The sequence below is a fragment of the Embleya sp. NPDC025285 genome (assembly GCF_055558835.1).
The window spans coordinates 34,059-59,754 of record NZ_JBVHLU010000072.1; the positions used below are offsets into that span (position 1 = coordinate 34,059).

18 protein-coding genes and 2 pseudogenes are annotated in these 25,696 nt (G+C 69.9%); 6 read left to right on the forward strand and 14 right to left on the reverse strand.

All coding sequences use genetic code 11. From position 1 onward, the window contains the following. Positions 1–11: 11 nt before the first annotated feature. Together ACZ4FV_RS35795 and ACZ4FV_RS35800 are read right to left on the reverse strand one after the other, a co-directional pair. Positions 12–1,787, reverse strand: coding sequence for an ABC transporter substrate-binding protein (locus ACZ4FV_RS35795; protein ID WP_402239578.1), 1,776 nt, complete (start codon positions 1,785–1,787; stop codon positions 12–14). Between the two features lie 70 nt (positions 1,788–1,857). Further along, positions 1,858–2,862 carry an ABC transporter permease gene (locus ACZ4FV_RS35800; RefSeq protein WP_395860059.1) on the reverse strand — a complete coding sequence of 335 codons (1,005 nt, stop codon included), beginning with the start codon at positions 2,860–2,862 and terminating at the stop codon, positions 1,858–1,860. Positions 2,863–3,662: 800 nt separating this feature from the next. Between ACZ4FV_RS35800 and ACZ4FV_RS35805 the strand changes: the two genes are divergently transcribed. From ACZ4FV_RS35805 to menC, 3 genes are all read left to right on the forward strand, one after another. Then, entirely contained in the window at positions 3,663–4,685 is a 1,023-nt protein-coding gene (locus tag ACZ4FV_RS35805; protein WP_402239581.1) for a dipeptidase, read from the forward strand. A 289-nt stretch (positions 4,686–4,974) separates the two neighbouring features. After that, positions 4,975–5,760 (forward strand): GNAT family N-acetyltransferase, encoded by a 786-nt coding sequence (locus tag ACZ4FV_RS35810; protein ID WP_465324569.1) that lies wholly within the window; start codon positions 4,975–4,977, stop codon positions 5,758–5,760. 24 nt (positions 5,761–5,784) lie between these two features. Next, positions 5,785–6,894 (forward strand): o-succinylbenzoate synthase, encoded by a 1,110-nt coding sequence (gene menC, locus ACZ4FV_RS35815; protein WP_465324571.1) that lies wholly within the window; start codon positions 5,785–5,787, stop codon positions 6,892–6,894. Between the two features lie 156 nt (positions 6,895–7,050). Here the strand turns inward: menC and ACZ4FV_RS35820 are convergent, their stop codons facing one another. The 7 genes and pseudogenes from ACZ4FV_RS35820 to ACZ4FV_RS35850 form a co-directional block, all read right to left on the reverse strand. Further along, on the reverse strand, positions 7,051–8,538 hold the full coding sequence (locus ACZ4FV_RS35820) for an amino acid permease (protein ID WP_395860051.1): 1,488 nt from the start codon (positions 8,536–8,538) through the stop codon (positions 7,051–7,053). Between the two features lie 429 nt (positions 8,539–8,967). Next, positions 8,968–10,827 (reverse strand): glycoside hydrolase family 15 protein, encoded by a 1,860-nt coding sequence (locus ACZ4FV_RS35825; protein WP_395860049.1) that lies wholly within the window; start codon positions 10,825–10,827, stop codon positions 8,968–8,970. Positions 10,828–10,967: 140 nt separating this feature from the next. Then, positions 10,968–11,438 (reverse strand): hypothetical protein, encoded by a 471-nt coding sequence (locus ACZ4FV_RS35830; protein WP_395860047.1) that lies wholly within the window; start codon positions 11,436–11,438, stop codon positions 10,968–10,970. A gap of 421 nt (positions 11,439–11,859) precedes the next feature. After that, on the reverse strand, positions 11,860–13,479 hold the full coding sequence (locus tag ACZ4FV_RS35835; RefSeq protein ID WP_465324575.1) for a RodZ domain-containing protein: 1,620 nt from the start codon (positions 13,477–13,479) through the stop codon (positions 11,860–11,862). A gap of 49 nt (positions 13,480–13,528) precedes the next feature. Further along, positions 13,529–14,170: a TetR family transcriptional regulator gene (locus ACZ4FV_RS35840; protein ID WP_395860043.1), complete on the reverse strand. Its 642-nt coding sequence runs from the start codon at positions 14,168–14,170 to the stop codon at positions 13,529–13,531. Positions 14,171–14,290: 120 nt separating this feature from the next. Then, a complete protein-coding gene (locus ACZ4FV_RS35845) occupies positions 14,291–14,527 on the reverse strand; it encodes an SDR family oxidoreductase (RefSeq protein ID WP_465324577.1) in 237 nt (78 codons plus the stop codon). After that, positions 14,524–15,446, reverse strand: a pseudogene (locus tag ACZ4FV_RS35850) (zinc-binding dehydrogenase). The gene ACZ4FV_RS35845 and the pseudogene ACZ4FV_RS35850 overlap by 4 nt, the downstream one beginning before the upstream one ends. Before the next feature lie 89 nt (positions 15,447–15,535). Between ACZ4FV_RS35850 and ACZ4FV_RS35855 the strand changes: the two are divergent. After that, on the forward strand, positions 15,536–16,501 hold the full coding sequence (locus ACZ4FV_RS35855) for a LysR family transcriptional regulator (protein WP_465324579.1): 966 nt from the start codon (positions 15,536–15,538) through the stop codon (positions 16,499–16,501). A 918-nt stretch (positions 16,502–17,419) separates the two neighbouring features. Here the strand turns inward: ACZ4FV_RS35855 and ACZ4FV_RS35860 are convergent. The 4 genes from ACZ4FV_RS35860 to ACZ4FV_RS35875 all read right to left on the reverse strand — a co-directional run bounded on the left by ACZ4FV_RS35860 (position 17,420) and on the right by ACZ4FV_RS35875 (position 22,332). Continuing rightward, positions 17,420–18,805: a GH1 family beta-glucosidase gene (locus ACZ4FV_RS35860; protein WP_465324581.1), complete on the reverse strand. Its 1,386-nt coding sequence runs from the start codon at positions 18,803–18,805 to the stop codon at positions 17,420–17,422. 256 nt (positions 18,806–19,061) lie between these two features. Next, positions 19,062–19,901, reverse strand: a complete 840-nt coding sequence (locus ACZ4FV_RS35865) for a carbohydrate ABC transporter permease (RefSeq protein ID WP_395860032.1) — start codon at positions 19,899–19,901, stop codon at positions 19,062–19,064. Continuing rightward, positions 19,894–20,886, reverse strand: coding sequence for a carbohydrate ABC transporter permease (locus ACZ4FV_RS35870; RefSeq protein ID WP_465324585.1), 993 nt, complete (start codon positions 20,884–20,886; stop codon positions 19,894–19,896). Before ACZ4FV_RS35870 ends, ACZ4FV_RS35865 begins: the two co-directional genes overlap by 8 nt. 120 nt (positions 20,887–21,006) lie before the next feature. Next, the gene (locus ACZ4FV_RS35875) at positions 21,007–22,332 is read right to left on the reverse strand and encodes an ABC transporter substrate-binding protein (RefSeq protein WP_395860027.1); all 1,326 of its coding nucleotides are present in this window, start codon (positions 22,330–22,332) and stop codon (positions 21,007–21,009) included. 379 nt (positions 22,333–22,711) lie between these two features. Here ACZ4FV_RS35875 and ACZ4FV_RS35880 point away from each other — a divergent pair, with 379 nt between their 5' ends. Continuing rightward, positions 22,712–23,950 carry an ROK family transcriptional regulator gene (locus tag ACZ4FV_RS35880; RefSeq protein ID WP_395860025.1) on the forward strand — a complete coding sequence of 413 codons (1,239 nt, stop codon included), beginning with the start codon at positions 22,712–22,714 and terminating at the stop codon, positions 23,948–23,950. 445 nt (positions 23,951–24,395) lie between these two features. Here the strand turns inward: ACZ4FV_RS35880 and ACZ4FV_RS35885 are convergent, their stop codons facing one another. Next, the gene (locus tag ACZ4FV_RS35885; protein ID WP_395860943.1) at positions 24,396–25,016 is read right to left on the reverse strand and encodes an ankyrin repeat domain-containing protein; all 621 of its coding nucleotides are present in this window, start codon (positions 25,014–25,016) and stop codon (positions 24,396–24,398) included. 589 nt (positions 25,017–25,605) lie between these two features. Between ACZ4FV_RS35885 and ACZ4FV_RS35890 the strand changes: the two are divergent. Continuing rightward, a pseudogene (locus ACZ4FV_RS35890) lies at positions 25,606–25,696 on the forward strand (YciI family protein); the annotation flags it as partial.

A 25,696-nucleotide genomic window follows, 5' to 3' on the forward strand; every position in this document is an offset into this window, starting at 1 on the left:
TGTACCGGAGTTCACTTCGAGGGCTTCAGGCCGAGGCTGACGAAGTCGTAGCCGTTGTACGCGTCGGTCATGTAGACGTTGGTGAGCCGGCCGGAGCGCCAGTTCAGATACTTCTCGTGGGTGAAGGGCAGGTAGTACGCGCCCTCCATGACCTTGTGGTTGATCTCTTTGGCGATCCGGACCTTGGCGGCCTCGTCGGGCTCATTGGCATAGGCGTCGAAGAGGTCGTCGATCGCCTTGTCCTCGATCAGGGCGTAGTTGACGTTGCCGCTCTGCAGGATGTACTTGCTGTCCCACAGCGGCCGACCGAAGCCCTGGACGGACGGGAAGTCCGCGGCCCAGCCGTCGATGATGATCCCGTAGCCGTTCTTCTCCACGTTGGTGGGGCTGCCGACGATGCCGGAGGTCTGCGAGCCGTCGTACTGGTCGATCTGCGCGTCGATGCCGATCCTCTTCAACGACGCCTGCAGGGACTGGGCGGTGGCCACCTCGACCGGTCTGTTGTTGCGGACGGCGATGGTGGTGCCGAAGCCGTTCGGCTTGCCGCAGGCGGCCAGTTCCTCCTTGGCCTTGGCGATGTTTCCGCTCTTGTCGGCGCCGGCTGTCCCGAACGGGTCGTACGTCTGGCCCTCGGTACCCGGAACCGACGCCGGCAGCATGTTGGTTCCGATGTCCCCGCCCGCGACGGGGCCACCGCGCGCGGTCTGCAGGGACAGGTGGTCGGCGCCGTGGATGACCGCCTTGCGGCAGTGTTCGTTGTCGAAGGGCTTCACGTTCTTCGGGAAGGCCGCGTAGCGGACGTAGCCGGAGATCGGATTGTCCAGGTTGCCCTTGTGCTGCTTCAGCGCGGTCTGGCGGCCCTGCGGCGACAGGCCGGACTGGTTGAGGTCCAAGTCGTAGTCGCCGGCGATCAGTCGCTGGTCCAGGTCATTCGCGTTGGAGAAGAACTTGACGCTGATGGTGTCCGGATAGGCCTTGCGGACCGGGTCCGAGGCTTGCTTCCACTGCGTGTTGCGGACCAGTTCCAGGCCCTTGCCCGGATCGTACGAGTCGAACCGGTAGGGACCGCTGGAGAACGGACTCAGGCCGTACTTGGACCTGGTGTCCTTGTCCCGGCGTACCGGGGAGGCCGACGGCATCGCGAGCATCTGGGGGAAGTCGCTGTTGGCCTGCGGCAGACGGAAGACGATCGTCTTGTCGTCGGGTGTCTCGATCGCCTTCAGGCCCAGCTTGTCGGCGGACTCGTCCTGGTAGGGGCCGTGGTACTCGCCGTCGGGATCGAGGATGTCCTTGAGGTAGACCGGGCCGCCCGACAGCACGTCCTGCGCCCACTGGCGCTCGATGCCGTACTTGACGTCCTGGGAGGTGATCGGTTTGCCGTCCTCCCAGGTGATCCCGTCGCGCAGGCCGAACGTGTAGGTCCTGCCGTCGGCGGAGACCTTGCCCATGTCGGTGGCGAGGTCGGGTTGCAGCGCCGCGCCCGCCTTGCCCGGCTCGGTCTTGTAAGTGACCAACTGGCGGCTGTAGTACCGCATGAAGTTCCAGGCGAAGCCGTAGTAGCTGCGCGTGGTGTCCCACGAGTCGCCGTCCTGGGCGGCGGCGAACTTCAGGGTGCCGCCCTTGGTGGAACCGGCGTTCAGGACCTTGTTGTTGGCGGCGTCGTAGCCGGCCGCGCTCGTTTTGTCGCCGCTGCCGCCGCCGCACGCCGCGGTGGTCAGCAGTCCTGCGACCACGGCCGCAGCGGCCAGTGCCTGCTTGCGCCGCCCTGAGGTGCGTTGGGTAGTCACGATCTCGGATCCTCCGGATTTGATGAGAAACCCCGTGTGAAGTGCCGCGGGTCGCCTCGGATTGGGCGGTTCAGCGGGAGCCCTTGGGGTCGAGCGCGTCGCGCACGCCGTCGCCGAAGAGGTTGAAGGCAAGGACGGTGATGAAGATGGCCACGCCCGGAACGATCATGTACATCGGATCCGAGTCGTAGTAGTCGATCGCGTTCGAGAGCATCTGTCCCCACGAGGCGGTGGGCGGCTTGACGCCCACGCCCAGGAAGCTGAGCGCGGCCTCGGTCAGGATGTTCGTGGGAATCATCATCGTCGTGTACACGACGATCGGGGCGACGAGGTTGGGCAGCAGTTCCTTGTACAGGATGTAGAAGCGCCCGGCGCCCAACGAGCGGGCGGCTTCGACGTATTCACGTTCGCGCAGCGAAAGCGTCTGGCCGCGCACCACGCGCCCGATGTAGGGCCAGCCGAAGAAGCCGATGACCAGGATCATCACGAAGACGCGGACGCTGGAACCGGTCATGCCCAGCATGTCACTCGGCATGACCGAGACCAGCGCGATGATGAACAGCAATTGCGGAAAGGCGAGCAGACCGTCCATGACGCGGCTGATGGCGGCGTCCACCCAACCGCCGAAGAAGCCCGCCAGAATGCCGAGGATCGTCCCCAGCACGACCGCCACCAGGGCCGACAGGAAGCCGACGAGCAGCGAGATCCGGGCACCATGGAGGATCCGGGCGAAGATGTCCCGGCCGTTGACCGGCTCGACACCCAACAGGTGCTCGCCGCTGATGCCGCCCAGCGCCCCCTTGGGGGTGCCGAACAGCGCGTCGATCTCCTCCTCGTGGTAGGCGTTCGGATCCTGCCCGACGAGGTCCGAGATCACGGGCGCGAACAGCGCGATCACGACGAGCGCGAGGATGACGGCGCCGCCCGTCAGAGCCAACCGGTCGCGCTTGAGCCGTTCCCAGGCGATCCGCCCCAGCGAACGGCCTTGTACAGGCTTGGTGTCGCCGACCGTCGTCGCTTCCCCGGCCGCGCTCGGGGCCGCTTCCGCGATCGGCTCGTGCAATGGTGCCGTCATCTGACAGGGACCCCTCTCAACCGGCGCCGGCCGGAACGTATGTGTCGCTGTGGCGGCGTCATCACTTCGTCGGCGACAAGGGCGGACGCCCCTGCTGTGGAAGTCCTCAACGCATCGGCGCCGCGCCGACAGGCCGAGGAGTTGGAGTTCTGATCCAGCCGGACCGCGAGATCGGGCCCGGATGGACGTGTGGTGGGCGCCGGACCACCACACCGCTCACAAGAGCTCGGCCACGAGACCGGAGTGCCGGCCCACCGCCGCTGCGTTGGGTACGGCCGCCGGGGGTGCCCGCCGCATCCTTGCTGGATTGTGCATGCGGACAGCGTGGCCCCTGGAGTGGCCGGGTTCATGCGGTATCCGACCAGAGATTTCTCTGATGCTTTGTACGACTGGCTAAAGTCGCGGACTCCGCTCGGCCGGAATTCTGGACCTCACCGCCATCGACGGCTCCTTCGTCGGCAGGTCGGTATCCACTTCCTGCGGAACACCATGGCGTTGGAGATCTGTCGACCACGGTGGGACCGCTTCACGCGGGCGCCGAGTGCGGGCACGGCGCCGGCTCCCTCGGCGAACTCTGCGGCGGCCGGCGTCGGCGCATCGCCATCACCCGCGCACCGAAACTCCTGATCACGCTGATCCCGTCGCACATCCCCACGTCGTGTGGGAGGCGTGCGATGCCGCCGCCGTCATGCGCCACGGGCACCTCATGGGAAGCGCACGTCGGCACGAGTACACCCGAATCCCTCCGCACGCGGCTCCACTTCCGGCCACGTGCTCCCTCCCACGCGAAAGGACCCGCCGTGTCCTTGGACCTGCACCACCGCGCGGTCGTCGCCGATGCCCACAACGACCTCCTCATGGCCGTTGCCGCCCGCCCCCCGCAGCACTGGGGCGGGTTCTTCCGGGACCGATGGCTGCCGCAGTTGCGCGAGGGCGGGATCGACATCCAGGTCCTGCCGGTGTTCATCGACGAACAGTTCCAACCGGAGGGGGCATTGCGGCAAACGCTGCGCATGATCGAGTGCGGTCGTGTCCTCGCCGAGGCCAACGCCGAACACGTTGCCCTGTGCGTGAGCGGCGCGGACATCGACAGGGCTCTCGCCGACCACAAGATCGCGCTCGTTCTCGCCCTGGAGAGCGCACCGGGCGTCGACGCCTCCGTCGAACTGTTCTCCACCCTCTTCCGGCTCGGTGTGCGTATCGCTTCGATCGCCCACTGGGGGCGCACCCCGCTCGCCGACGGCAGCCGGGAGGAGGCCACCGGCAGTCGGCTGACTTCCTCCGGCGTCCGGGCGCTGCGGGAAATGGAACGTCTGGGCATGCTGTTCGACATCTCCCATCTGGGATCCAGTGGCGTGGGCCATGTCCTGGAGTTGGCCACCCGCCCGGTGATCGCCACCCATTCCTGCGCCCGCGCCCTGCGGGATCACCACCGCAACCTCACCGACGACCAGATCCGTGGAGTGGCCGGCACCGGGGGAGTGGTGTGTGTGAACTTCGTCCCGGGCTTCCTCACCGACGACGCGGCGAAGGTGAGCGTCGACCGGGTCGTCGACCACATCGACCACGTCGTCTCCGTGGCCGGCATCGATCACGTCGGCCTCGGAGCGGACTTCCTCCGCGAGGTGATCGCGGACCTCACCCCGCCCTGCTGCGAGGACGCCGACGACGAGGACCCCCTCTTCGACTTCCCCGACCTGGAGGGCCCGGCCGACATGCCCCTGGTCACCGCGGCGATGGTGCGCCGAGGCATGCCCGAGGAGCACATCCTGAAGGTCCTGGGCGGGAACGTGCGGCGGCTGATGAGCGAGCACATGGGCTGACGCCCGATCGGTTCCCACCGCGCCCGGCGTGCCCGGTCACCCCCCGGGGAGCAGCGCTGCCCGCGTCGGGTCCGGAATACCACTCGGCCGCACGGCTCGGCCCCGGTCCGCCGCGGCGGACGGCGTCCGGGCAACCCCCGACGGCAACCATCCCGCCGGGGTGGGGTGTTCCACGCTCGCCGGCCTCGGCGCGGCCGGCGATGCCACGCACACCGACCACGAACCCTGTCATCACCGCCACCATGCCGGTCCGCGCCCGGCCCCTGGCCCACCCAGTCGGAGCACCGCGATGAACGGATCCACAATCCGAGAACTGCACATGATGGAGGACCTCGATGCCGTCAGCCTCCTCTATGCCGACATCTGGGGGTCCCGACCCGGCGCCTCACCCATCTCCGCCGAGGTCATGCGGGCGCTCTCCCACGCCGGCAACTACGTGGCCGGAGCATACGAGGACGGCCGTCTGGTGGGGGCGTCGGTCGCCTTCTTCGGCGAACCCATAGGCACCAGCCTGCACTCGCACATCACCGGCGCCGTGGTCGGGCGCGGCGTGGGCCTTGCCCTCAAGATGCACCAGCGGCAGTGGGCGCTTGCCCATCGACTCAGGCGCATCACCTGGACCTACGACCCGCTCATCCGCCGCAACGCCTACTTCAACCTGACCAAACTGGGCGCCCGGCCGGAAGAGTACCTGACGTCCTTCTACGGCACGATGCACGACACCATCAACGGCGGCGACGAGTCCGACCGGGTCCTGGTCGCCTGGGATCTCACCGCGCCCTCCCCGCCCCGGGTGATCGAACCGCCCGCCGGCGCCGCCCACCGCGTCCGCAACCGCGAAGGCCGCCCGGAGACCGCCGCGACCGACGCCGAGACCGTACTCATCGACCTCCCCGACGACATCGAAGCCCTGCGCCGCACGGATCCCGGCGCTGCCCGTGCCTGGCGACTGGCCGTACGAGAAACCCTGGGCGGCCTGCTCGCCGAAGGCGCCCGTGTCGTCGGCTTCCACGAACGCCGCCGCTACGTGGTCCAACGACCCACGACCCACAAACGCGGCACAACCCACATGTGACCACCCGCAGAGGAGCCACCAGTCATGAAGACGAAGATTTCCGGCGTCGAGCTGCGCCGGATCGCGATGCCGCTCGTTGCCCCCTTCCGTACCTCCTTCGGCGTGGAGACCAGCCGTGATGTGCTGCTGGTCCGGGTCGTCACCACCGACCACGAGGGTTGGGCCGAGTGCGGGGCCATGTCCGAGCCGCGCTATTCCTCCGAGTACGTCGACAGCGCCCGGCACGTCCTGCGCAGGTTCCTCATCCCCGCCTTGCCGAAGGACGGCTTGGACGTGCACGAGGTGGGACGAGTCCTGGAGCCCTTCACCGGCCACCGGATGGCGAAGTCCGCGCTGGAGACAGCGGTGCTGGACGCCCAACTCCGCGATGCCGAACAGTCCTTCGGCTCCTACCTGGGTGCCGCTCGGGACCGGGTCCCGTGCGGTGTCTCGGTCGGGATCATGGACTCCGTGCCCGAACTCCTGGACGCCGTGGAGAGGTACATCGCCGAGGGCTACGTCCGGATCAAGCTGAAGATCGAGCCCCGCTGGGACCTGGGCCCCGTGCGTGCCGTGCGCGAACGCTTCGGTGACGATCTGCTCCTGCAGGTCGACGCCAACGCCGCCTACACGCTGTCGGATGCCCAACATCTCGGCGGGCTCGACGACTTCGGACTGCAACTGATCGAACAGCCCCTGGCCAACGACGACATGGTCCAGCACGCCGCACTGGCCAAGCGGCTGCGCACCCCGATCTGCCTGGACGAATCCATCAAGTCCGCCGCCCACGCGGCGGCGGCCATCTCCCTCGGCGCCTGCTCCGTGATCAACATCAAGCCGGGCCGGGTCGGCGGATATCTCGAAGCCCGTCGCATCCACGACCTCGCCCGCGCCCATGGCATCCCCGTCTGGTGCGGCGGGATGCTGGAGACCGGCATCGGCCGCGCCGCCAACGTGGCTCTGGCCGCGCTGCCCGGCTTCACCCTCCCGGGTGACACTTCCGGCTCCAGCCGGTACTTCGCCACCGACATCACGAAGCCGTTCGTCCTGTCCGACGGACACCTCGAGGTCCCCACCGGCCCCGGCCTCGGTGTCGAGCCCCGCTCCGACGTCCTCGACGAGGTAACCACGTCCAGCGAATGGATATGGATGTGACAACCGGGACGACCGCCCGGGAAATCCGGGTTCCGGGGTTGGGCGCCGAGCGCGCCGAGGGCCCTGCCCGGGTATTCGGACAGGGCCCGTGCCGCTGTGCCTCGCGGAGCCGCGGGGCCGGCGTCCCGCGCGTCTCGTCGCGGTCGGGGGTCGGCGTCAGGGGTTGTTCGTCGCTCCGCCGACCGGCACCGGGACGCCGGGGGCGACGGGGGTGGCGGCGGTGTCGTCCGGGGCTCGACGGGTGCGCCTCTGGTGGACGAACGCCATGATCAGGACGACGGCGGCGGCCAGGAGCGAGAGCAGCATCTGCTTGCGACCGACGTCGTCGTACAGCATGTAGCCGATCACGAAGAGCAGGAACGCCGTGGTGCCGTAGGTCAGGTACGGGAAGAGCCACATCTTCACGGTCAGCTTTTCGGGCGCCTCGCGCTCCAGGATGCGGCGCATGCGCAACTGGGTGAGGCAGATCGACAGCCAGATGAACAGGGCGATGGCGCCGGAGGAGTTCAGCAGGAAGTCGAAGACTGTCTCCGGCGAGGTGTAGTTGAAGAACACCGCGACGAAGCCGAAGACCACCGAGGCCAGAACGGCGTTGCGGGGGACGCCGCTGCGGCTGACCGCGCCGAAGGCCTGCGGCCCGTCGCCCCGCTTGGCCAGCGAGAAGGCCATCCGCGACGCGCTGTACAGGCCGGAGTTGAAGCACGAGAGCACCGCGGTGAGCACGATGACGTTCATGATCTGGCCGGCGGCCGGGATGTCGAGGTGGTCGAGCACCGCCACGTACGAGCTGTCTCCGACGGCGCTGGAGTCCCAGGGCATCAGCGTGACCACGATCAGGATGGAGCCCAGGTAGAACAGCGCGATCCGCCAGATCACGCTGTTGGTGGCGCGGGTGACCGCTCGGCGGGGGTCCTTGGACTCGCCCGCGGCGAGGGTGACGATCTCGCTGCCCATGAAGGAGAAGGCGACGAGCAGCATGCCGGAGAGGATCTGGCCCCAGCCGTTCGGCAGGAAGCCGCCGTGCCCGGTGAGGTTGGTCAGGCCGACCGGGTCGGTGTCGGGGAGCACGCCGAAGACCGCGAGGCCGCCGATCACCAGGAACGCCGCGATCGCGACGACCTTGATGCCCGCGAACCAGAACTCGAACTCGCCGTACGAGCCCACCGAGATCAGGTTGGTCGCGGTCAGCAGCACCATCACCGCGAGGGTGAAGGCCCACTGCGGTACGGCGGTCACCCAGCCGTGCAGGATCGCGCCGCCGGCGGTGGCCTCCACCGCGAGCACGACGACCCAGAAGAACCAGTACAGCCAGCCGACCGTGAAGCCCGCCCAGCGGCCGAAGGCGCGGTCGGCGTACGAGGAGAAGGATCCGCTCGTGGGGTTGGCCGCCGACATCTCGCCGAGCATGCGCATGACGAAGACGATCATCAGACCGGTGAGGGCGTAGGAGATCAGGATGCCCGGGCCGACCTTGTTGACGCCCGAGCCGGAGCCCACGAACAGGCCGGCGCCGATGACCCCGCCGATCGCGATCATCGACAGGTGGCGGTTCTTCAGACCGCCGCTGAGGCCCTGCTCGCCGGAAGGCGCCGCCTCGATCGGGTCGGGCGGCGCGGTCTTCCGGCCGGGGACGTGGGACGACATGCAATAGCTCCTCGTGGTGCGGGCGTGCGACGTTCACCAATGCGAAACGGGGTGCGGACCCGGTGTACCGGGACCGTGGGGAACGTGTGAGGCCTGTCACGGACCCGGAGGAAGGTATGTCTGGTTTGAATAGATGAGCAATGCATTGATCTATGAATATGACTTATGCCATATAGGGGGATCGATGGGTGATTGTGTCGTCGCAGGACGTCGGACCCCGACGGGCGTGGGAACGATCGGCGTCGCGGCCCGGGCTCCACCACCGAGCCCCGTCCTGCCGTCCGAGGGGCGGCGCCGGGCCGGACGGGCGAGCGGCGCGAACGGGTGAGCGGCGCGAAGGGTGAGAGCGGGCGACGGCACGCGGCGTCGCGCCTGTGCGCTCCGCGCGAGTGGCGCGCCCCCGGTTCGGCGGTTCGGCGGTTCGGCCGTTCAGCGGCCCAGCGGCCCGCGCGGCTCCACCGACCCGCCGGCCAGGCGCTCGCGGTCGAGCGCGTCGTCGAGGGTGCAGGCGGCGGTGATGAGCGAGAGGTGGGTGAACGCCTGGGGGAAGTTGCCCAGTTGTTCGCCGCTGGGGCCGACCTCCTCGGCGAACAGGCCCACCGGGTTGGCATAGGTGAACATCTTCTCGAACGTGTAGCGGGCGTTGCGCAGGCGGCCCGCGCGGGCCAGTGCGTCGACGTATAGGAAGGTGCAGAGGCTGAACGTGCCCTCGGAGCCGCGCAGGCCGTCCGGGGACGCGGTCGGGTCGTAGCGGTAGACCAGGCTGTCGGAGACCAGCGTGCCCTCCATCGCGTCGAGGGTGGACAGCCACGCGGGGTCGCGCGGCGCGAGGAAGCCGACGCGCGGCATCAGCAGCAGGGAGGCGTCCAGCACGTCGCCGCTGCCGTAGTGCTGGACGAACGCGCCGGCGGTGTCGCTCCAGCCGCGCTCCATGACCTGTTCGAAGATGGCGTCGCGGGCCTTGGTCCACACTTCGGTGTTCGCGGGCCGGCGGAACGCGTCGGCCAGGCGCAGGCCGCGGTCGAAGGCGACCCAGCACATGACCCGGCTGTAGGTGAAGTCCTTGCGGCCGCCGCGGGTCTCCCAGATGCCCTCGTCCGGCCGGTCCCACCAGTCGGCCAGCCAGTCCAGCGCGCGGGAGAGGGTCTTCCAGCCGACGTAGCCCGCCTGTGGGGCGATCTCGCGGCCTTCGGAGACGCCGTACAGCGCCTCGCCATAGATGTCGAGTTGGAGTTGATCGGCGGCGGCGTTGCCGAGCCGGACCGGCGCGGAGCCGCGGTAGCCCTCCAGGTGGCCGAGGATCTCCTCGGTGGTCAGGCGTTCGCCGTCGATGCGGTACATGATCTGCAGTGGTTCGGCGTCCCTGCCGACCGAGTCGCCCAGGCGCGCGCCGAGCCAGTGCACGAAGTCGGTGGCCTCCTCGACGAAGCCGAGGTCCAGCAGCGCCCGGATGGACAGCGAGCCGTCGCGGATCCAGGTGTAGCGGTAGTCCCAGTTCCGCTCGCCGCCCACCTGCTCGGGCAGACCCATGGTGGCCGCCGCGACCGGGGCGCCGGTGGGCCGGTAGGTGAGCAGTTTGAGGGTGATCGCGGAGCGGTTGACCATGCCGGGCCAGCGGCCGCGGTAGTTCGACCCGCGCACCCATCGCTGCCAGAAGTCGGTGGTGTCCCACAGTTGTTCGATGACGGCGTCGGCGTCGGGCGGGGGTGGTGCCGCGCCGTCGGGGCCGCAGAAGGTGAACACGGCGACCGCGCTCTCGCCGTCGTTCAGGGTGACGCTGCCGTACAGGTCGTCGCCGTCGCGTTCCAGCGGGAAGGTGCTCTGGAGGTATGCGGTGGCGCCGGGGGCTCGGAAGGCGGCGGCGTCGGGCCGTACGTCGAGCCGGTGCGCGGCCCTCCCGTAGTCGAAGCGGGGCCGGCACTCCAGGTCGAAGCGGACCGTCCCGCGCACGGTGCGCACGATGCGGACCAGTGTGTGCCGGTCGCTCGGCGCGCGGCCGGTGAGCGGCGGCATCAGATCGACGACCTCGCCGACGCCGTCGGGCGACATGAAACGGGTGACCAGGACCGCGCTGTCCGGGTAATAGAGCTGTTTGCGAGCGATGTGCCCGCCGTCGACCCCGAGGCGGAAGTAGCCGCCCCGCTCGTGGTCGAGCAGGGCGGCGAAGACGCTCGGCGAGTCGAAGCGGGGAGCGGCGAACCAGTTGACGACGCCTTCCGAGGAGACCAGGGCGGCGGTCTGGAGGTCGCCGATGAGTCCGTGTTCCGCGATGGGAGGGTAGCGCTCCATGCGTTCGGTATCCTTTATGCGGCTTATCGGTCATCTGAAACCACTATCGGGCAGACCCCGCGACGTCGCCTGCCGGGACCGAGTCGCAATCCCGGTGGTGTCGCGGTGGCGGGCGGCTCGCGGGATGCGGCCGAGTGGCGTCACGGCACGCCGCGGGGAAGGCACGCCACAGCGGACTCGTGCAGGCCGGCCGCGGGGTCCGCGGGTGGATCGACGGTGGCGACGACTCCCTTTCGTCCGGGTGATCGGCGCGATGGTCGGTTGTGTCCGATGACCGGGTGCGGGCGGTACGGCGTCTCGAGCGGGGCCGTCTGTTCCTCGTCGAGGGTGATGTCCAGTGCGGCGATCGCGTCGTCGATGTGGTGCGGCTTGGTCGCTCCGAGCACGGGCGCGCTCACGGCGGGGGACATTCGCGGCCAGGGCCCGGAGTCGAAGGCGGTTCGGGCGGCTTGGACGGCGCCGAGCACATCCACGACGCCGCCATCCGCGATCGTCGCGAGCACCGATCCGTCCCCGGGCGAGACGTCGTCGAACCGACCGTTGCCACCGGGTGCCCAGGATCGATTCACGAACAGCCCGGCTTCCGCGATGGTGCCGATGTCCAACGTCATGGCCACTCCCGCCTCCCGCCTCCCGTCACCCGGGAGGCGACACGTGTCGAGATGGCGGGCAAGGGTTCGGAGGCCAACGAGGATCGGTCAACTTGATCAGGTCAAGGGATCCGTCGGGGATGTTCCGTGCACGACGTCAACGCCGGGTGGGCGACACGGTGGGCTTCCGAAACGCGTTCGTCCGTGCGGAATACTCGCCGGCCGTGCTCTGAGCCGTCGACAATCCGTTCATCGGCGGTCAGGCAGGCAGGGACATCCGTACCAGCGACCCCATCGGAGCCGCACACGGTCGGCAGGTCGGGGCGAAGGCCCGCGCCCTGCGCAGGAGCGAGCCGCGAGCCGCGTGCGACTGGGCCGTGCGCGCGGGCGGTCGAGCGGACGATGGGCCGGTCGGCGAGACGCGGGGACGCGGCGCCCGGCGTTACGAGGGTCGTGGGTTGCCGGGCTTGAAGGTGAAGCGCATGACCTCGCCCAGCGCGCCTGGGCTGCCCAGGTCGACGCCGTTGACGTCGAGCCGCACCGCGCCGGCGTTACCGATCAACAGGTCGATCCTCGAGGGATCGGTGAACTGCCGCGTGGCGCCCTCATCCACGCGTCCCTCGAAGATCAACGTTCCGTCGGATGCCTTCGCGGTGATCCAGGGGCTCTTGCTCGACGCCTTCACCCTGACGACGACACCGGCGGGATACCCCGAGGTGGAGCCGCTCGGTGTCGCCGAGTTCGGCTCCGGCGCGGCGGACGGAGGTTGCGTACCAGGGGGTTTCGGGGTGCTTGCGGTGTTCGGTGTGGGAACGGACGAACTCGACGTCGCCCCCGTGTTGCCGGTGGACCGACTACCGTCGCTCGCACCGCCATTGGAGTCGCCGATCAGCAGGAGGGGCACGGTGATCGCCGCCGCGACCGCCGCGACGGCGGACAACACGACGGCGGGCATCCGCTTTCCGGCGAAGCGGCCGCGCGGAGCCGTCGACGGGGCGGCAGGCGGTGTGGCCGGCTGTTGCGGCACGACGGGGTCGAACGGCGTCGGTGGTTCCGGGGGTTGTCGTGGTTGCTGCGGTTGAGTCGGTGCGTATCGGAGGGCAGGGGTCACTTCCGTGGCGGCCTGCGCGTTCGCGGGCGCGGAGGACGCGGCCGGTTGCCGGTGCGCCGCTGCTCGGTCGGCCACCAGGGCTTGCAGCGTGGGCGGTAGCCAGTCCGGCCCGAAGTGCGGCGGTGCGATGGCGACCAACTGCTCCAACAGGGCCCGTGCGGAAGGGCGTTCCTCCGGCTCCTTGGCCAGGCAACCCGCCGCCGGGCCGCGCAGGGGCTCCGGCAGGTCGCCCAGGTACGGCTCGTCCTGCACGACCTGCCGCAGGAGTTCGGCGAGCGACGCCGACGCGTACGGAGGCCTGCCCGTCCCCGCGAACACCAGGACGCAGCCGAGCGCGAACAGATCGGACGCGGTGCCCGCCCGCATGCCGTGTGCCTGCTCGGGGGACAGGTAGCCCGGTGTCCCGATGATCGCCCCGGTCGCGGTGAGCCGCGCCGCGAGGCGGTCGGCGGGGGAGGCGGGGTCGTCGGCGCCCACCGCGATTCCGAAGTCGATGATTCTGGGCCCGTCGGCGGCCAGGAGGATGTTGGCGGGCTTGATGTCGCGGTGCGCCGTGCCACCGGAGTGGATCGCGTTCAGGGCCTCCGCGAGTCCACACGCCATCACATGCAGGGTGGACGCGGGCAGCGGACCGAACGCGCGTATCGCTTCGTCGAGGGTCGGGGCCGGGATGAACTCGGTTGCCAGCCAGGGTGGTTCACCGTCCGGGTCGGCGTCGACAACGGCCGCCGTGAACAGTGAGGCGACACCGCGCAGTGCCTGGACCTCCTGCCGGAAGCGCGCTCGGTAGTGCGGTTCGGAATCGAGGCCGGAGCGGATCACCTTGACCGCGACGAGGCGCCCGCCGCGCGAGCGCCCGACGTACACGCTCCCCATGCCACCCGAACCCAGTCGGCCGAGGATCTCGAAGTCACCGATGCGCCGCGGATCAGTCGGCCCCAACTCGTCCACCGCACCCCGTCCTTCGTCCGTCGCCGCCGACCACACGGTGCCATACGTCTCAAGCGCGCCGCGCCGGAACCGCCGCCACCCGGGGGCCGTGCCCGGCAATGGTCGTGCGCAGGATCTCGATCCACCAATCGAGCATGCGATCTCGCGCTGTGGTGTCGAGTCCGACGCTCCTGCGGAAGTCATCGCCGAATAGGGGATCCATCGCAACGGCTTGGTGCAATCCGGCCATCGTCAGTTGGATCGCCTCGCGGGGCGGGGGAGTTCGCCCTTCGGCGGCACACTGTTGCCGCGCCTGAGCGTGCAGTCGGTCCACCACCTCGTCGAGCAGGCCGCTGCCGGTGTCGCGCCAACCGGACTGATGCAGGGCCAGCGCCAGTTCGGCATAGCCGTCGGCATAGAGCGCGGACAACGCCCGCACCAACTCGGCGGGGTCGACCGGGCCGTCGGTCCACATACTCAGCACCGCGTGCAGTTCGGCCTTGAGCTTCGTCCCGCCGAATCGCAGCAGCGACTCCAACAGCCGGTCACGCGTGCCGAAGTGGTGGTTGACCGCCGCGTCGGTGATCCCGATCTCGGCGGCGACGGCGCGCACCTGTACGGCGGCCGGACCACCGGCGGCGAGCAACTTGCTCGCCGCCTCGAGGATCATGCGCCTGGCGTCTTCGGGGTTGCGTCGTACGCGGGTGGGCACGCACTCACCCTACCTTGATCAGTCAAGGTGGCTCCCTTCGCCCTGAGCGGGCAAGACAAGGAAGCGAGTGGATGCGCGCGGAAGTCCGTGATTCCGGCTTCGGGTGTGCGGGGCCGGGCGTCAGGCGGATACCGCACCGAGCAGGCCGCCGTCGATGACGAGGTCCTGGCCGTTGACGTAGGACGCGTCGGACGAGGCGAGGAATGCCACGGCCGCCGCGATCTCCTCCGGGCGTCCGACGCCTGCCGCGATCCGGCCGGTCAGCGCCTTCGCCTCCGCCGACCCGATGCGCGCGACGCCGACGCCCGTGCGGCCGGCGCGTGTGCAGTCGGGGGTGGCGAACTCGGCGAAGCTCATCGGGTTGCTCCCGTTGTCAGCACGGCCTTGCCCCGTATCCGGCGCTCCCGCAAGTCCACCAGCGTGTCGGCGGTTTGCGACCAGGCGGCGATCCGGCCGATCTCCGGGTGCAGCCGCTCCTGCTCCACGAGGCGTACCAGGGCTGCGAGGTCGGAGCCGTAGGGGGGCACCGGCGTAGTGGAAGTGCCGGATCGTGACGCGCTCGGGCCCGCTCAGCAGTTGGAAGAAGTCGAGGGTCACCGGGGTGCGGCTGGCCTGGCCGAACCAGACGAGCAGCCCGCCGGGACGCACCTTGGCGAGGGCGGCCGGCAGATCGGGCCCGCCCGCGGACTCCAGCACGACGTCGAACGGCCCTCGAGCCGCCGCGACGTCGTGCACCACCTGCGCGCCCAGCTCGGCGAGCCGCCGGCCGCGAGCCGGCGTGGCCGTGACCGCTGTCAGCTCGGCCCCGGCAGCGACGGCCAGTTCGGTGACGTAGTGGCCGACCCCGCCCGCGGCACCGGTCAGCAGCACTCGCCTGCCTGCCAGGGAACCGGCCGTACGCAGCAGACGCAAGGCGGTGATCCCGGCCAGGGGCAGGGCCGCCGCCCGTATGCTGTCGACCCCGTCCGGGAGCACCGCGAGCGAGTGAGTGGGCACGGCGGCGTACTCGGCCCAGCCGCCCTGCGCCGGATGTCCGACCACGCGGGTGCCGATGCCGGGACCCGAGCCGTCGGCCGCCGCCTGCACGACGAGCCCCGCGATGTCCTTGCCGGGCAGCATGCCAGGCCGGGGGTGTTCGAGGAGGAACGTCTCGCCTCGGTTCGGAGCGAACGCCTCGACCTTGACCAGCGCCTCACCGTGTTCCGGGATGGGCCGGGGAGCCTCGGTGAAGGCGACGGGACGCGCCGCCTCCCCGGTGGGAATCTAGTCTTCGCATGGCGAGCATGCAACCTCCACGGCAACCCCGTGATCCAACAACGCCCACGCACAGCCGACAACTTTCGGTTGTCACCTATGGTGGGAGCCATGGATCTCGACGTGGCACAGGTACGCGCCTTCGTGCGAGCCGTCGATGAACTGCACTTCGGGCGGGCGGCAGGGACGCTCGCCATTTCCCAGCAGGCGCTGTCCAAGAGGATCGCGCGGCTGGAATCCCTGCTCGGCGTCGAGTTGTTCCAGCGCGACGGCAACGGGGTTCGCCTCACCGAGGCCGGACAGCGTTTCCTCCCGCCGGCCCGGCAGACCCTGGCCGTCGCCGACGCCGCGGTCGCGGCGGCGGTCGGCAGGCACCGTCCACTGCGTGTCGACGTCTGGGGGCACCTCTACGCACCGATGCGGACGCTGGCCCATGTCGCCGGTCAAGCCGGGGACCTGACGCTGGGGCACGGTCGCGACCTGCCGTCGGTGACGGCGGCACTGCTGCACGGCGACATCGACGCGGCCTTCGGCCGGGTCCACCCCCCGCTGCCGTCCGGCCTGACCCACCGCCTCGTGCGCCTGGAGCCGGTGGATGCCGTTCTGAGTACGGACCATCCGCTCGCGGCCGAACCGGCACTGCGGCCCGACCGGTTGAGCGACAGCGTGCTGTGGGCACCCGGTCGGCTGGACCGGCTCGACTTCCTGCACCGGTTCGCCGACCGATTCGAGATCCGAGACACGGCCACGAGCGTCAACCTGGGCCTCGCGCACTTCCTCGCCGAGGTGGCGCAAGACCCGCGAGGCTTCTCGCTCCTGCCCGCGGACGCGCCGCTGCCGGAGATCCCGGGGCTGCGCTCCGTCCCGCTGGTGGACCCCACGCCGCTGTACGCCTGGTCGCTGCTGTGGCGCGCCGGCAACGGACACCCGGGACTGGGCGACCTCACCGCCGTCTGCGCCACCGAAGCGGCGCAACGCCGGTGGCTGGAGTACGACCCGGCTCGCGACTGGCTGCCCGAACCGCCCGCGAACCGGGCCGTCGGCAAGGAGCAGGCGATCCCCACGGCAACGGCCTAGCGGTACGCGTCGCGATACCCGCGCAGCCGGGAGGCGCGTGCGGCGGGCAGCCCGACCAGGTGTGTGGGCGAGGTACGCCCAGACCCCGCTGTCCAGCGGCACCCCCGAGTGGCGGCCGGGTGTGTCCTCACCATCCGCCCGCCGGGATCGTCCGCGGTGATGGTTGTGGTTGGCTTGGTGGCATGGAGGCAATTCTGGTCAGTGCGTGTCTGCGTGCGGTGCCGTGTCGGTTCGACGAGCGGCACTCACCCGAACGGCATGCGGACCCGGGCCGATTGCGAACCGACCCCCGCGACCGACTCACGCCGGTACGTCGGGCGGCACGACCTCCCGGGTCGAACCGTCACAGTTCCCGACGTGGACCGCGCGGTGCCGGTCCGCGAGACTGACCCCGCATGGGTTGCGCGGTGCCGAGAGACCAAGACGCGGACGGACGCCTCGGAGCGAGATCAGCTCGAACCGCACCTGTTCGCCCTGGGGCAGGTACAGCGTGGGGATGTTCCCGCTCGACCCGACGTCGTAGACCGCTCCGGCCCGATTCGCCGGGTCCTCCAGGTAATTGAAAGCCCACTGCCATGGGGGCCGACCACCTTGACCACGTTGACCGGCGCGGATGCGCCCGTCGGCGCGCGCCTCGTCGCCTGGGCCTCGTCGTTGTTCGTGGCGCTCCCTTCGGCGGAGACCCCGGCGGACGTCGGGCCTTCGGTGCGACGGAGATCCGGTATGCCGCCGTCCCCCGACGAACACGCCGTCAACAGCAGTGGCATGGCCGAAAGACCTGTGGCCAACCGGCCCGCATGCGAAGCTCGCCCGAAACGGGGCACGGAGTGCCCCCTCTGCCGATTCCGCAATCCCTCATGCGCTCCTGGTCGCCCATCCTGACAGCCCCGAGGGCGCCGGCGACGGCCGGTGACGGGCTTACCGGGCGGTCGGGAGTCGGGATGCGGACGTGGTTCGGCCGGTGCGTTCGGCGTGTGCTCGGATCAGGGCGGCGTAGCGGTGACCCGAGGACTTGATGGTGCGTTCCTGGGTGGCGTAGTCGACGTGGACGAGGCCGAAGCGCTTGTCGTAGCCGTAGGCCCATTCGAAGTTGTCCAGCAGGGACCACGCGAAGTAGCCCCGGACCGGCGCGCCGCGCTCGATCGCGCGGGCACAGGCGGCGATGTGGCCTTCCAGGTAGGCGGCGCGCAGTTCGTCGTGCACCTCGCCGGCGGCGTTGCGCTCGTCGGGCCAGGCCGCGCCGGATTCGGTGACGTGCAGGGTGTCGACGGGGTATTCGGCCGCGGCGCGGACCAGCAGTTGCTCCAGGCCGTCGGGATACACCTCCCAGTCCATGCCCGTGGTGGGTGCGCCTGGTACCGGGACCTGGCGGAAGTGCGGTGCGGGGCCGGTCGGATCGTCGGTGACGATCTGGCGGAAGTAGTAGTTGATGCCCAGGAAGTCGATCGGCTGGGCGATCAACTCGGCGTCCCCGGCCTGTTCGGGCAGTTCCACGCCGTACACCTCGCGCATGTCGCTCGGGAAGCCGCGGCCGTACACCGGGTCGAGCCACCAGCGGTTGATGTGTCCGTCGGCGCGGGCGGCCGCCGCGATGTCCTCGGCGCGGTCGGTGGCCGGCTCGCACGGGCTGAGGTTGACGACGTAGCCGACGGAGGGGGTGCGCGGCGCCGCGGCCCGAACGGCCCGGGTGGCCAGGCCGTGGCCGAGCAGGAGGTGGTACGACGCGCGCACGGCGGCGGTCAGGTCGGTCAGGCCCGGTGCCATCCGGCCCTCCAGGTGGCCGATCCAGGCCGAACACAGCGGTTCGTTGAGGGTGATCCAGTCGGTGATCCGGTCGCCGAGCCGACCGGCGACGACGCCCGCGTACTCGGCGAAGCGTTCGGCGGTGTCGCGTACGGTCCAGCCGCCGGCGTCCTGAAGTGTCTGTGGCAGGTCCCAGTGGTAGAGCGTGGCGAACGGCCGAATGCCCGCGTCGAGCAACCTGTCGACGAGCCGGTCGTAGAACGCGAGCCCCTTGGCATTGACCGCACCGCTGCCGGTGGGCACGATCCGCGGCCAGGCGATCGAGAAGCGATAGGCGTTCAGGCCCAAGTCGCCCATCAACGCCACGTCTTCGGGCCAGCGGTGATAGTGGTCGCAGGCCAGGTCGCCGGTGTCGCCGTTGTCGATGGTTCCGGGGGTGTGGGCGAACGTGTCCCAGATGGACGGCAGTCGGCCGTCCGCTGCGACGGCTCCCTCGATCTGGTAGGCGGACGTGGCCGCTCCCCAGACGAAGTCCTCGGGGAAGGCGGTCGTATCAGGCATGAGGTTCCTTCGGATGTTCCGGGCATGCCTCGCATCGCGCCCGCGCGTCGTGTCGACACGCGTGCGTCGGGCGCGAATCCGCGAGAGGTGCGATGGGGCTGAATCGGGCTGGTGAGCGGATGTACGGGTGTGCGGATGCAGGGGGTGCAGGTGATGGATGTGCGGGTGTACACGTGCGCGGTGCGCGTGAGCGGGGAGTTGTCCGGCGGCTGTGGGACCGACCGTTCGCCCGGCTGCTCGACGCCCACCCGGACGGTTACTTGACGGCACCGGCGGTCAGGCCGGCGACCAGGTAGCGCTGGAGGAAGAGGAAGCCGGCGACCACTGGCACGCTCACCACGAGCGAGGCGGCCATCACCTGGTTCCAGAAGACGTTGTTCTGCGTCGCGTACCCCTGAAGGCCGACCGCGAGCGTGCGGGTGGACTCGTCGGTCATCACCGAGGCGAACAACACCTCGCCCCACGCGGTCATGAACGCGTACACGGCCACCGCCACGATTCCCGGCGACGCGGCCGGGATGACGACCCGGATCAGCGCGCCGATCGGCCCGTTGCCGTCGACCATCGCGGCCTCGTCCAGGTCGCGCGGAATGGAGTCGAAGTAGCCGACCAGCATCCAGATCGCGAACGGCAGCGAGAAGGTCAGGTAGGTGACGATCAGCCCGAGCCTGCTGCCGTAGAGCTCGATGCCGGTGGCGTTGCCGATGTTGACGAACAGCAGGAACAGCGGGAGCAGGAACAGGATTCCGGGGAACATCTGAGTCGACAACACCGAGATCGAGAACACCTGCCGGCCGCGGAAGGTGTGCCGGCTGATCGTGTACGCGGCGAAGACCGCGATCGTCACCGAGCAGACGGTCGCGACGCCGGAGACGACCAGGCTGTTCACGAAGTACCGGCCCAGCGGCACCGTGTCCCAGATGTCGGCGAACGGGCGCAGGGTGACCCGCGAGGGGATCCAGCGGAACTCGCGCTGCACGTCCTCCAGCGGCTTGAGCGCGGAGGTGACCATGACGTACACCGGGACGAGTGCGAACACGGTGAGCAGGCTCAGTCCGACCCGGCGCACCCAACGAAACCACCGCGGCTCAAGCATCGGCCCTGCCTCTCAGCCGGCCGACCGCCAGATAGGCGAGGCTGACCAGCATCAGGAACAGCAACAACAGCACGGACATCGCCGAACCGGTGCCGAAGTTCCAGGTGACGAACGAGTTCTGGTAGATGTGGATCGAGATCAGGTCGGCCTCCTCCGGCGCCGACTTGCCGAACAGCACGTACGGCGTGTTGAAGTCGTTGAACGTCCACAGGAACAACACCAGTACGACGACCCGGTTGACCGGCGCGAGCATCGGCAGCGTGACCCGGCGGATCTGTTGCCAGACGCCGGCGCCGTCCAGCGAGGCGGCCTCGTACAGATCCTTGGGGATGTTCTGCAACGCGGCCATCAGGCACAGGAACGCGAACGGCCAGGTGCGCCAGACGGCGGTGATCACCAGCGCCCAGAAGCTGTTGCCGCCGATCAGCCAGAACGGCCGGTCGTCGACCAGACCCAGTTGGTCGACCAGGACGTGGTTCACCAGGCCGGTGTCGCGCTGGAACATGAAGCCGAAGGTGATTGCGCCGGTGTACACGGGCAGCGCGTACGGGACCAGGAACACCGCGCGCAGCACCGCGCGTCCGCGGAACGCGCCCTGCATCAGGATCGCGCCGATCGCGCCGAGCAGCCACGAGATGCCCACGACCAGCGTGGTGAAGGCGACCGTGATCCAGAACGAGTGCAGCAGCGACTTGCCCACCGGGCCGTCGATGTCGATCGCCAGTCGGTAGTTGTCGAATCCGGCGAAGGGTGCGCTGCTCCAGTGTCGGATGTGGAACTGGGTGAGCTTGAGGAAGCTCATCCCGATGCCGACGAACATTGGGACGATGTGGATCAGCAGTTCGAGCAGGATCGCGGGTGCCAGCAACAGATAGGGCAGCGCGCCGCGGCGGACGCGAAACGGCCGGCGCAGACTCCTGCGGGGGCGTGGGGTGGGTGGAGGGTCCTTCGCGACGGTCGGCTGCCGCGTGGTGATGGCGGCCATCGAGTACTTCCTTTCGTGATCCCGCGCCCGACCGCGGTCGTGGTGCACGCGGGTGCCCGGCGGGCGGGGTGGTTCGGGGGCGGGGGAACCGGCCCGCCCCCGAACCGATGTGACGATGGGTCAGCCGGCCGCGAGCATCTTCTGCTGGGCGTCCTTGAGCCGGGAGCGGACCGCTTCCTCGTTGATCGTCCTGCCGGAGGCGGCGTCCGCGACCAATTGCTTGACGGCGTTGCCGACGAAGGTCTCGAACTGGCTCTCCGACGGCAGTTGCGGCAGCGGACTGGCGGTCTCGGCCAGGACCTTCTGGTAGACCTTGACGTTCTCGGTCTGGAACGCCGGGTCGCCGTAGGCGTCCTTGACCGAGGGCAGCGAGCCGTAGGCCTTGTTCAGCACCGTCTGCGTCTCGGCGCTCGTCATGAAGGCGAGTAGTTCGGTCGCGGCAGCCTTGTTCTTGCTGCCCTTGAAGATGGACATGTTGATCCCGCTGACCATGCTGTTCATCTTCTCCCCGCCCGGGGGCGGGCTCGCGGGCATCGGGATCGGCACCACGCCGATGTCCTCGGCCTTCATGCCGTTGGAGATCAGCGAGCCGCTCGCGGACTGCCACATGAGCATCGCGGACTTGCCGCCGGCGAAGTCGGCGAGCGACTGCGTGCCCGCGCCGTACTCGGCGTTGCTCGGGTTGACGATCTTGTCCTTGCTCATCAACTCGACCAGGCGCTGTACGCCCCTGACCATCTCCGGCGAGTCGAACCTGGGCTTGTCGCCCGCGAAGATGTCGGCACCGTACTGCTTGCCGAACGTGAAGGCGTGGTGCACCAGTTCGGTGCCGCTGCCGCCTTCGAGCGCCAGTCCCCAGCGGCCGTTGCCGGTGAGCTTGGCACCCACGTCGGCCATCTCGTCCCACGTGGTCGGCGGCTTGAGGCCGGCGTCCGCGAACAGCTTCTTGTTGTAGTAGAGCGCATAGGCGTTGCTGTACACCGGCAGCCCGACGGGCGGCTTGCCGACCGCTCCGGTGGCGGCGTAACTGGGGCCGAGGAAACGATCCTTGCCGCCGACCTTCGCCAGGATCTTGTCGTCGATCGGCACGAACGCGTCGGTGGCCTGGAGCGAGGCGGACCACGTGTTGCCGATGTTGAGCACGTCCGGCCCCTTGCCGGAGGTGGTCGCGGCGAGGATGCGGTTGAGCAGATCCGCCCACGGGACGACTTCGAGGTCGACCTTGATGCCGGTGCGCTGGGTGAACTTGTCCAACTCGGGCCGCAGGACCTGCTTGTCGTGCTCGATGCTGGTGCCCTGGTTGCTGGCCCAGTAGGTCAGGGTCCGGCCCGCGTTCGAGCCCGAGTCGGAATCTCCGGAGGACGAGTCGTCGGATCCACCGCACGCGGCGAGGGTGGAGGCGGACAGGATCAGCGCCACGGCGGTGGCGACTCTTCGTACACGCACGATGATGAGCTCCTCGGTACGGATGGGTGCGGTGGGGAAGCGGCGGGCGCGGGGGCAATGGAAGGTGCGAGAGCGGAGTGCGGGGGTGCGGTGCCGGGTGTGCGAGGAGGTGCGGGGCGGGGGGCACCGGGCGCGCGCGGGGGCATGGGCTGCGTGGGGTGTGGGCGGGCGTGGCCCGGTGAGCGGTTCGGTGCGGCGCCGAGATGGTGGCTTCGGGGGCACGATCGATCGGATCTGCCGGCCCGTGGTCACCGAAGACTTCTTTCGAGGTGTGATTTAACTCGGCGGTCACAACACCGTCAAGAGTTTGTTCAACACGTAAATTAAGCGGTGTTCATTGATGGAACGGCCTTGACTGACTTGCTCCATGAGTTGAAATATGTACGAAGCATTGACCGGCATGGGAGTGACGATGGCGCCGAACAAGCTCAGTACGGTCCAGGACCTGCGACGCGGCAACCGCGCCCAGGTCCTGCTGCGGCTGTACTCCGACGGACCGCTCAGCCGACAGGAGCTGAGCGGACTCACCGGCCTGAGCGCCGCGACCGTCAGCAACGTTGTCGGCGAACTCGTCGATTCGGGCATCGTCGGTGAGGCCGGGGCCCTCGACAGCTCCGGCGGCCGCCCCCGGGTACTGCTGCGCGTGGAACCGGGTTACGCCTCGGTGATCGGCGTCGACGTCGGCGAAACCCGGGTCCGGGTCGAGCTGTTCGACCTGTCGATGCGGGAGATCGCCCGCGACGACATGGCCCTGTCCGCCCAGGGCGCGGACGTCGAGGAAGTGGTGCGCCACATCCTCACCGGCATCACCAAGGTGATCGGCGAGGCCGGCGTGGACCCCGCGACCATCATGGGCGTGGGCATCGGCGTCCCCGGCCTGGTCGAACACGGACCCGAACTGCTCGTGCACGGACAAACCACCGGCTGGGACGCGGTCCCCCTGCTGCGCCTGCTCCGCGAGGGCACCGACCTGCCCCTGGTCATCGACAATGGCGCCAAGACCATGGGCCAGGCCGAGATGTGGTTCGGCGCCGGGCGCGGCGCGGAGAACGCGGTGATGATCCTGCTCGGCTCGGGCATCGGCGCGAGCATCGTCACCAACGGCAAGCCCTACCGCGGATCCACCACCAGCGCGGGCGAGTTGGGCCACCTCACCGTCAACGTGCGCGGCCGCCGCTGCCGCTGCGGCGCCCTCGGCTGCCTGGAGGCGTACGTCGGCGCCGAAGCCGTCCTGGACAGCTACCGCGAACTGCGGTCCGACGACGTGCTCACCGGCGCCGACGAGGAGACCCGCCTCGCCGCGCTGGTGGCCGCCGCCGACATCTCCGCCGCGGCGGCCGAGGTGCTGGAAACCACCGCGCTCTACCTCGGTGTCGGCATCGGCAACCTGATCAACCTGCTCAACCCGCAACGCGTCGTCCTGGGCGGCTGGGCCGGCCTGGTGGTGGGCGCACGCATGCTCCCGGCCATCCAGTCCCACGCCGCCGAACACTCCCTGCGCCGCCCCTTCGAGGGCACCATCATCGAACTCGCCCGCCTGGGCCCGGACGCGGTGGCCCTCGGCGCGGCCACCCTCCCGATCGAACGTTTCCTGCGCTCGGGAGGCGCCCGCGAGTGACGGACGGCGCCCGGCGAGTCCGGGCCCGGGGTCTTAACGGCCGGGGGCCGGTCGCGGGGGTGTGCCACGCCCGCGCGACCGGCCGGCTCGTGACCCGGGCCGGGCGGGCCGCTTCGACGGTCCCGGTCCGGGCCTGAAGCCCGCGTGGCCAAGGGCCGCCCGGGCGTTCCCATATGTGCCTCGTGGCGGCGAACCTGCGGACCGGTCTCACCGGCGTCGGTACGCTGCTGCCGGCGATCGAGCACAGCAGTGGCCTGGCGTCGAGCTGGGGCGGGTTGCTGAGCACTCTCCCGCTGCTGACGTTCGCCGCGACGTCGCCTCTGGTGGCCCGAACCTCTCACCGGTTCGGCACCGCACGCCTGCTGGTGGCAGCCCTCGGCGTGCCGGCCGTCGGAACCGGCGACAGGCCGCCCGCACGGCGGGTTCGGCACTGCGCCGCGGTCCTTCAGGGGGTCGCCCGGAGGATGTCGGCGATCGCGCGGTACCCGCGATCCTGGGCGTGCCGCAGCGGTGTGACCCCGCTCTTGTCCGCGATGCGGGGGTCGGCGCCGGCCGCGAGCAGGAGCCGGACGACCTCCTGGTGGTCGGGGCCGCCGTCGCCGAGGATGACCGCCTCCAGCAGTGCGGTCCAGCCGAGATTGTTCACGTGGTCGACGTCGATGCGGGTTTCGGCGGTCGCGAAGCGCACATATTCGACGTGGCCTCGCTCGCTCGCGGGGATCAGCGCGGTGCCGCCGTACCGGTTTCGCAACGTCGGGTCGGGGTCGGCGGGCAGCAGCGTACGGGCCATCTCCACGCTGCCGGTCACACCGGTCACGAGCCACGCCGTGTCGTCGCGGTAGTCGCGCGCGTCGGGATCGGCGCCCGCGGCGACCAGGATGCGCGCGGCCTCGACGTGGTCCTCGATCGCGGCGAGCAGCAGGGGCGTACGCCGGTCGCCGTCGCGCGCCTCGACGTTCGCGCCCCGCTCCAGCGCGGCACGTACGCCGGCGGTGTCGCCCTTGCGCGATGCGTCGAGCAGGGCCCGGTCGTCCCGCGGGGTTCCGCGGGGCGGTGTCGTGGTCATGGTCCCTCCGGGTGGCAGGCGTGTTGCGGGGGTCGCGGATCCGGGGGCCTCGGCGGCGTTCGGCGGCGCGGCAGGTGGCGATGACACGGCCGGGCCGGACGGGGCGGCGCTCGCGGACGCGGGCGGCGCCGTACTCGAACCGGAGCCGCCGTCGCCGCTCCCGCAGCCGCTCACCAGCACGGCGGCCACGGTTCCCAGCACCACGACGGACGCGCCGGACCGCCACCGGGCGACCGGGGGAGCGCCCGACGCGGTGTGCGGCTCGCTCACCGCGTTGTTGTCCGACTTCGGGTTTCGCTTCATGGCAGCCGGTCCTTTCCGTCGCGCCGACTGCCTCCATCGTCACTGCGCGGGCCGGCAACCGGATCCCCGGAGCGGCTGCCGTCGCGCACCCGAGCGGTCGACCCCCGGGTCGGCCGATCGGATGATGCCCGGCCCGGTCCCCTTCGTACGCCCCTTCAGCCGGCCGAGCCGTCCGGTCCCCGGCGAGAGGCGAGAAACCTCGGCCGTCGATGTCGAGAACCCGTGACCGGCTCCGTCCCCGGTGTGAACGCGACCACAACAGGTCGCACGGGCGAGGAGAATCACGATGGCCAAGTACCTGTTGCTCAAGCACTACCGCGGCGCTCCGGCCTCGGTCAACGACGTGCCGATGGAGAAGTGGACGCCGGAGGAGATCT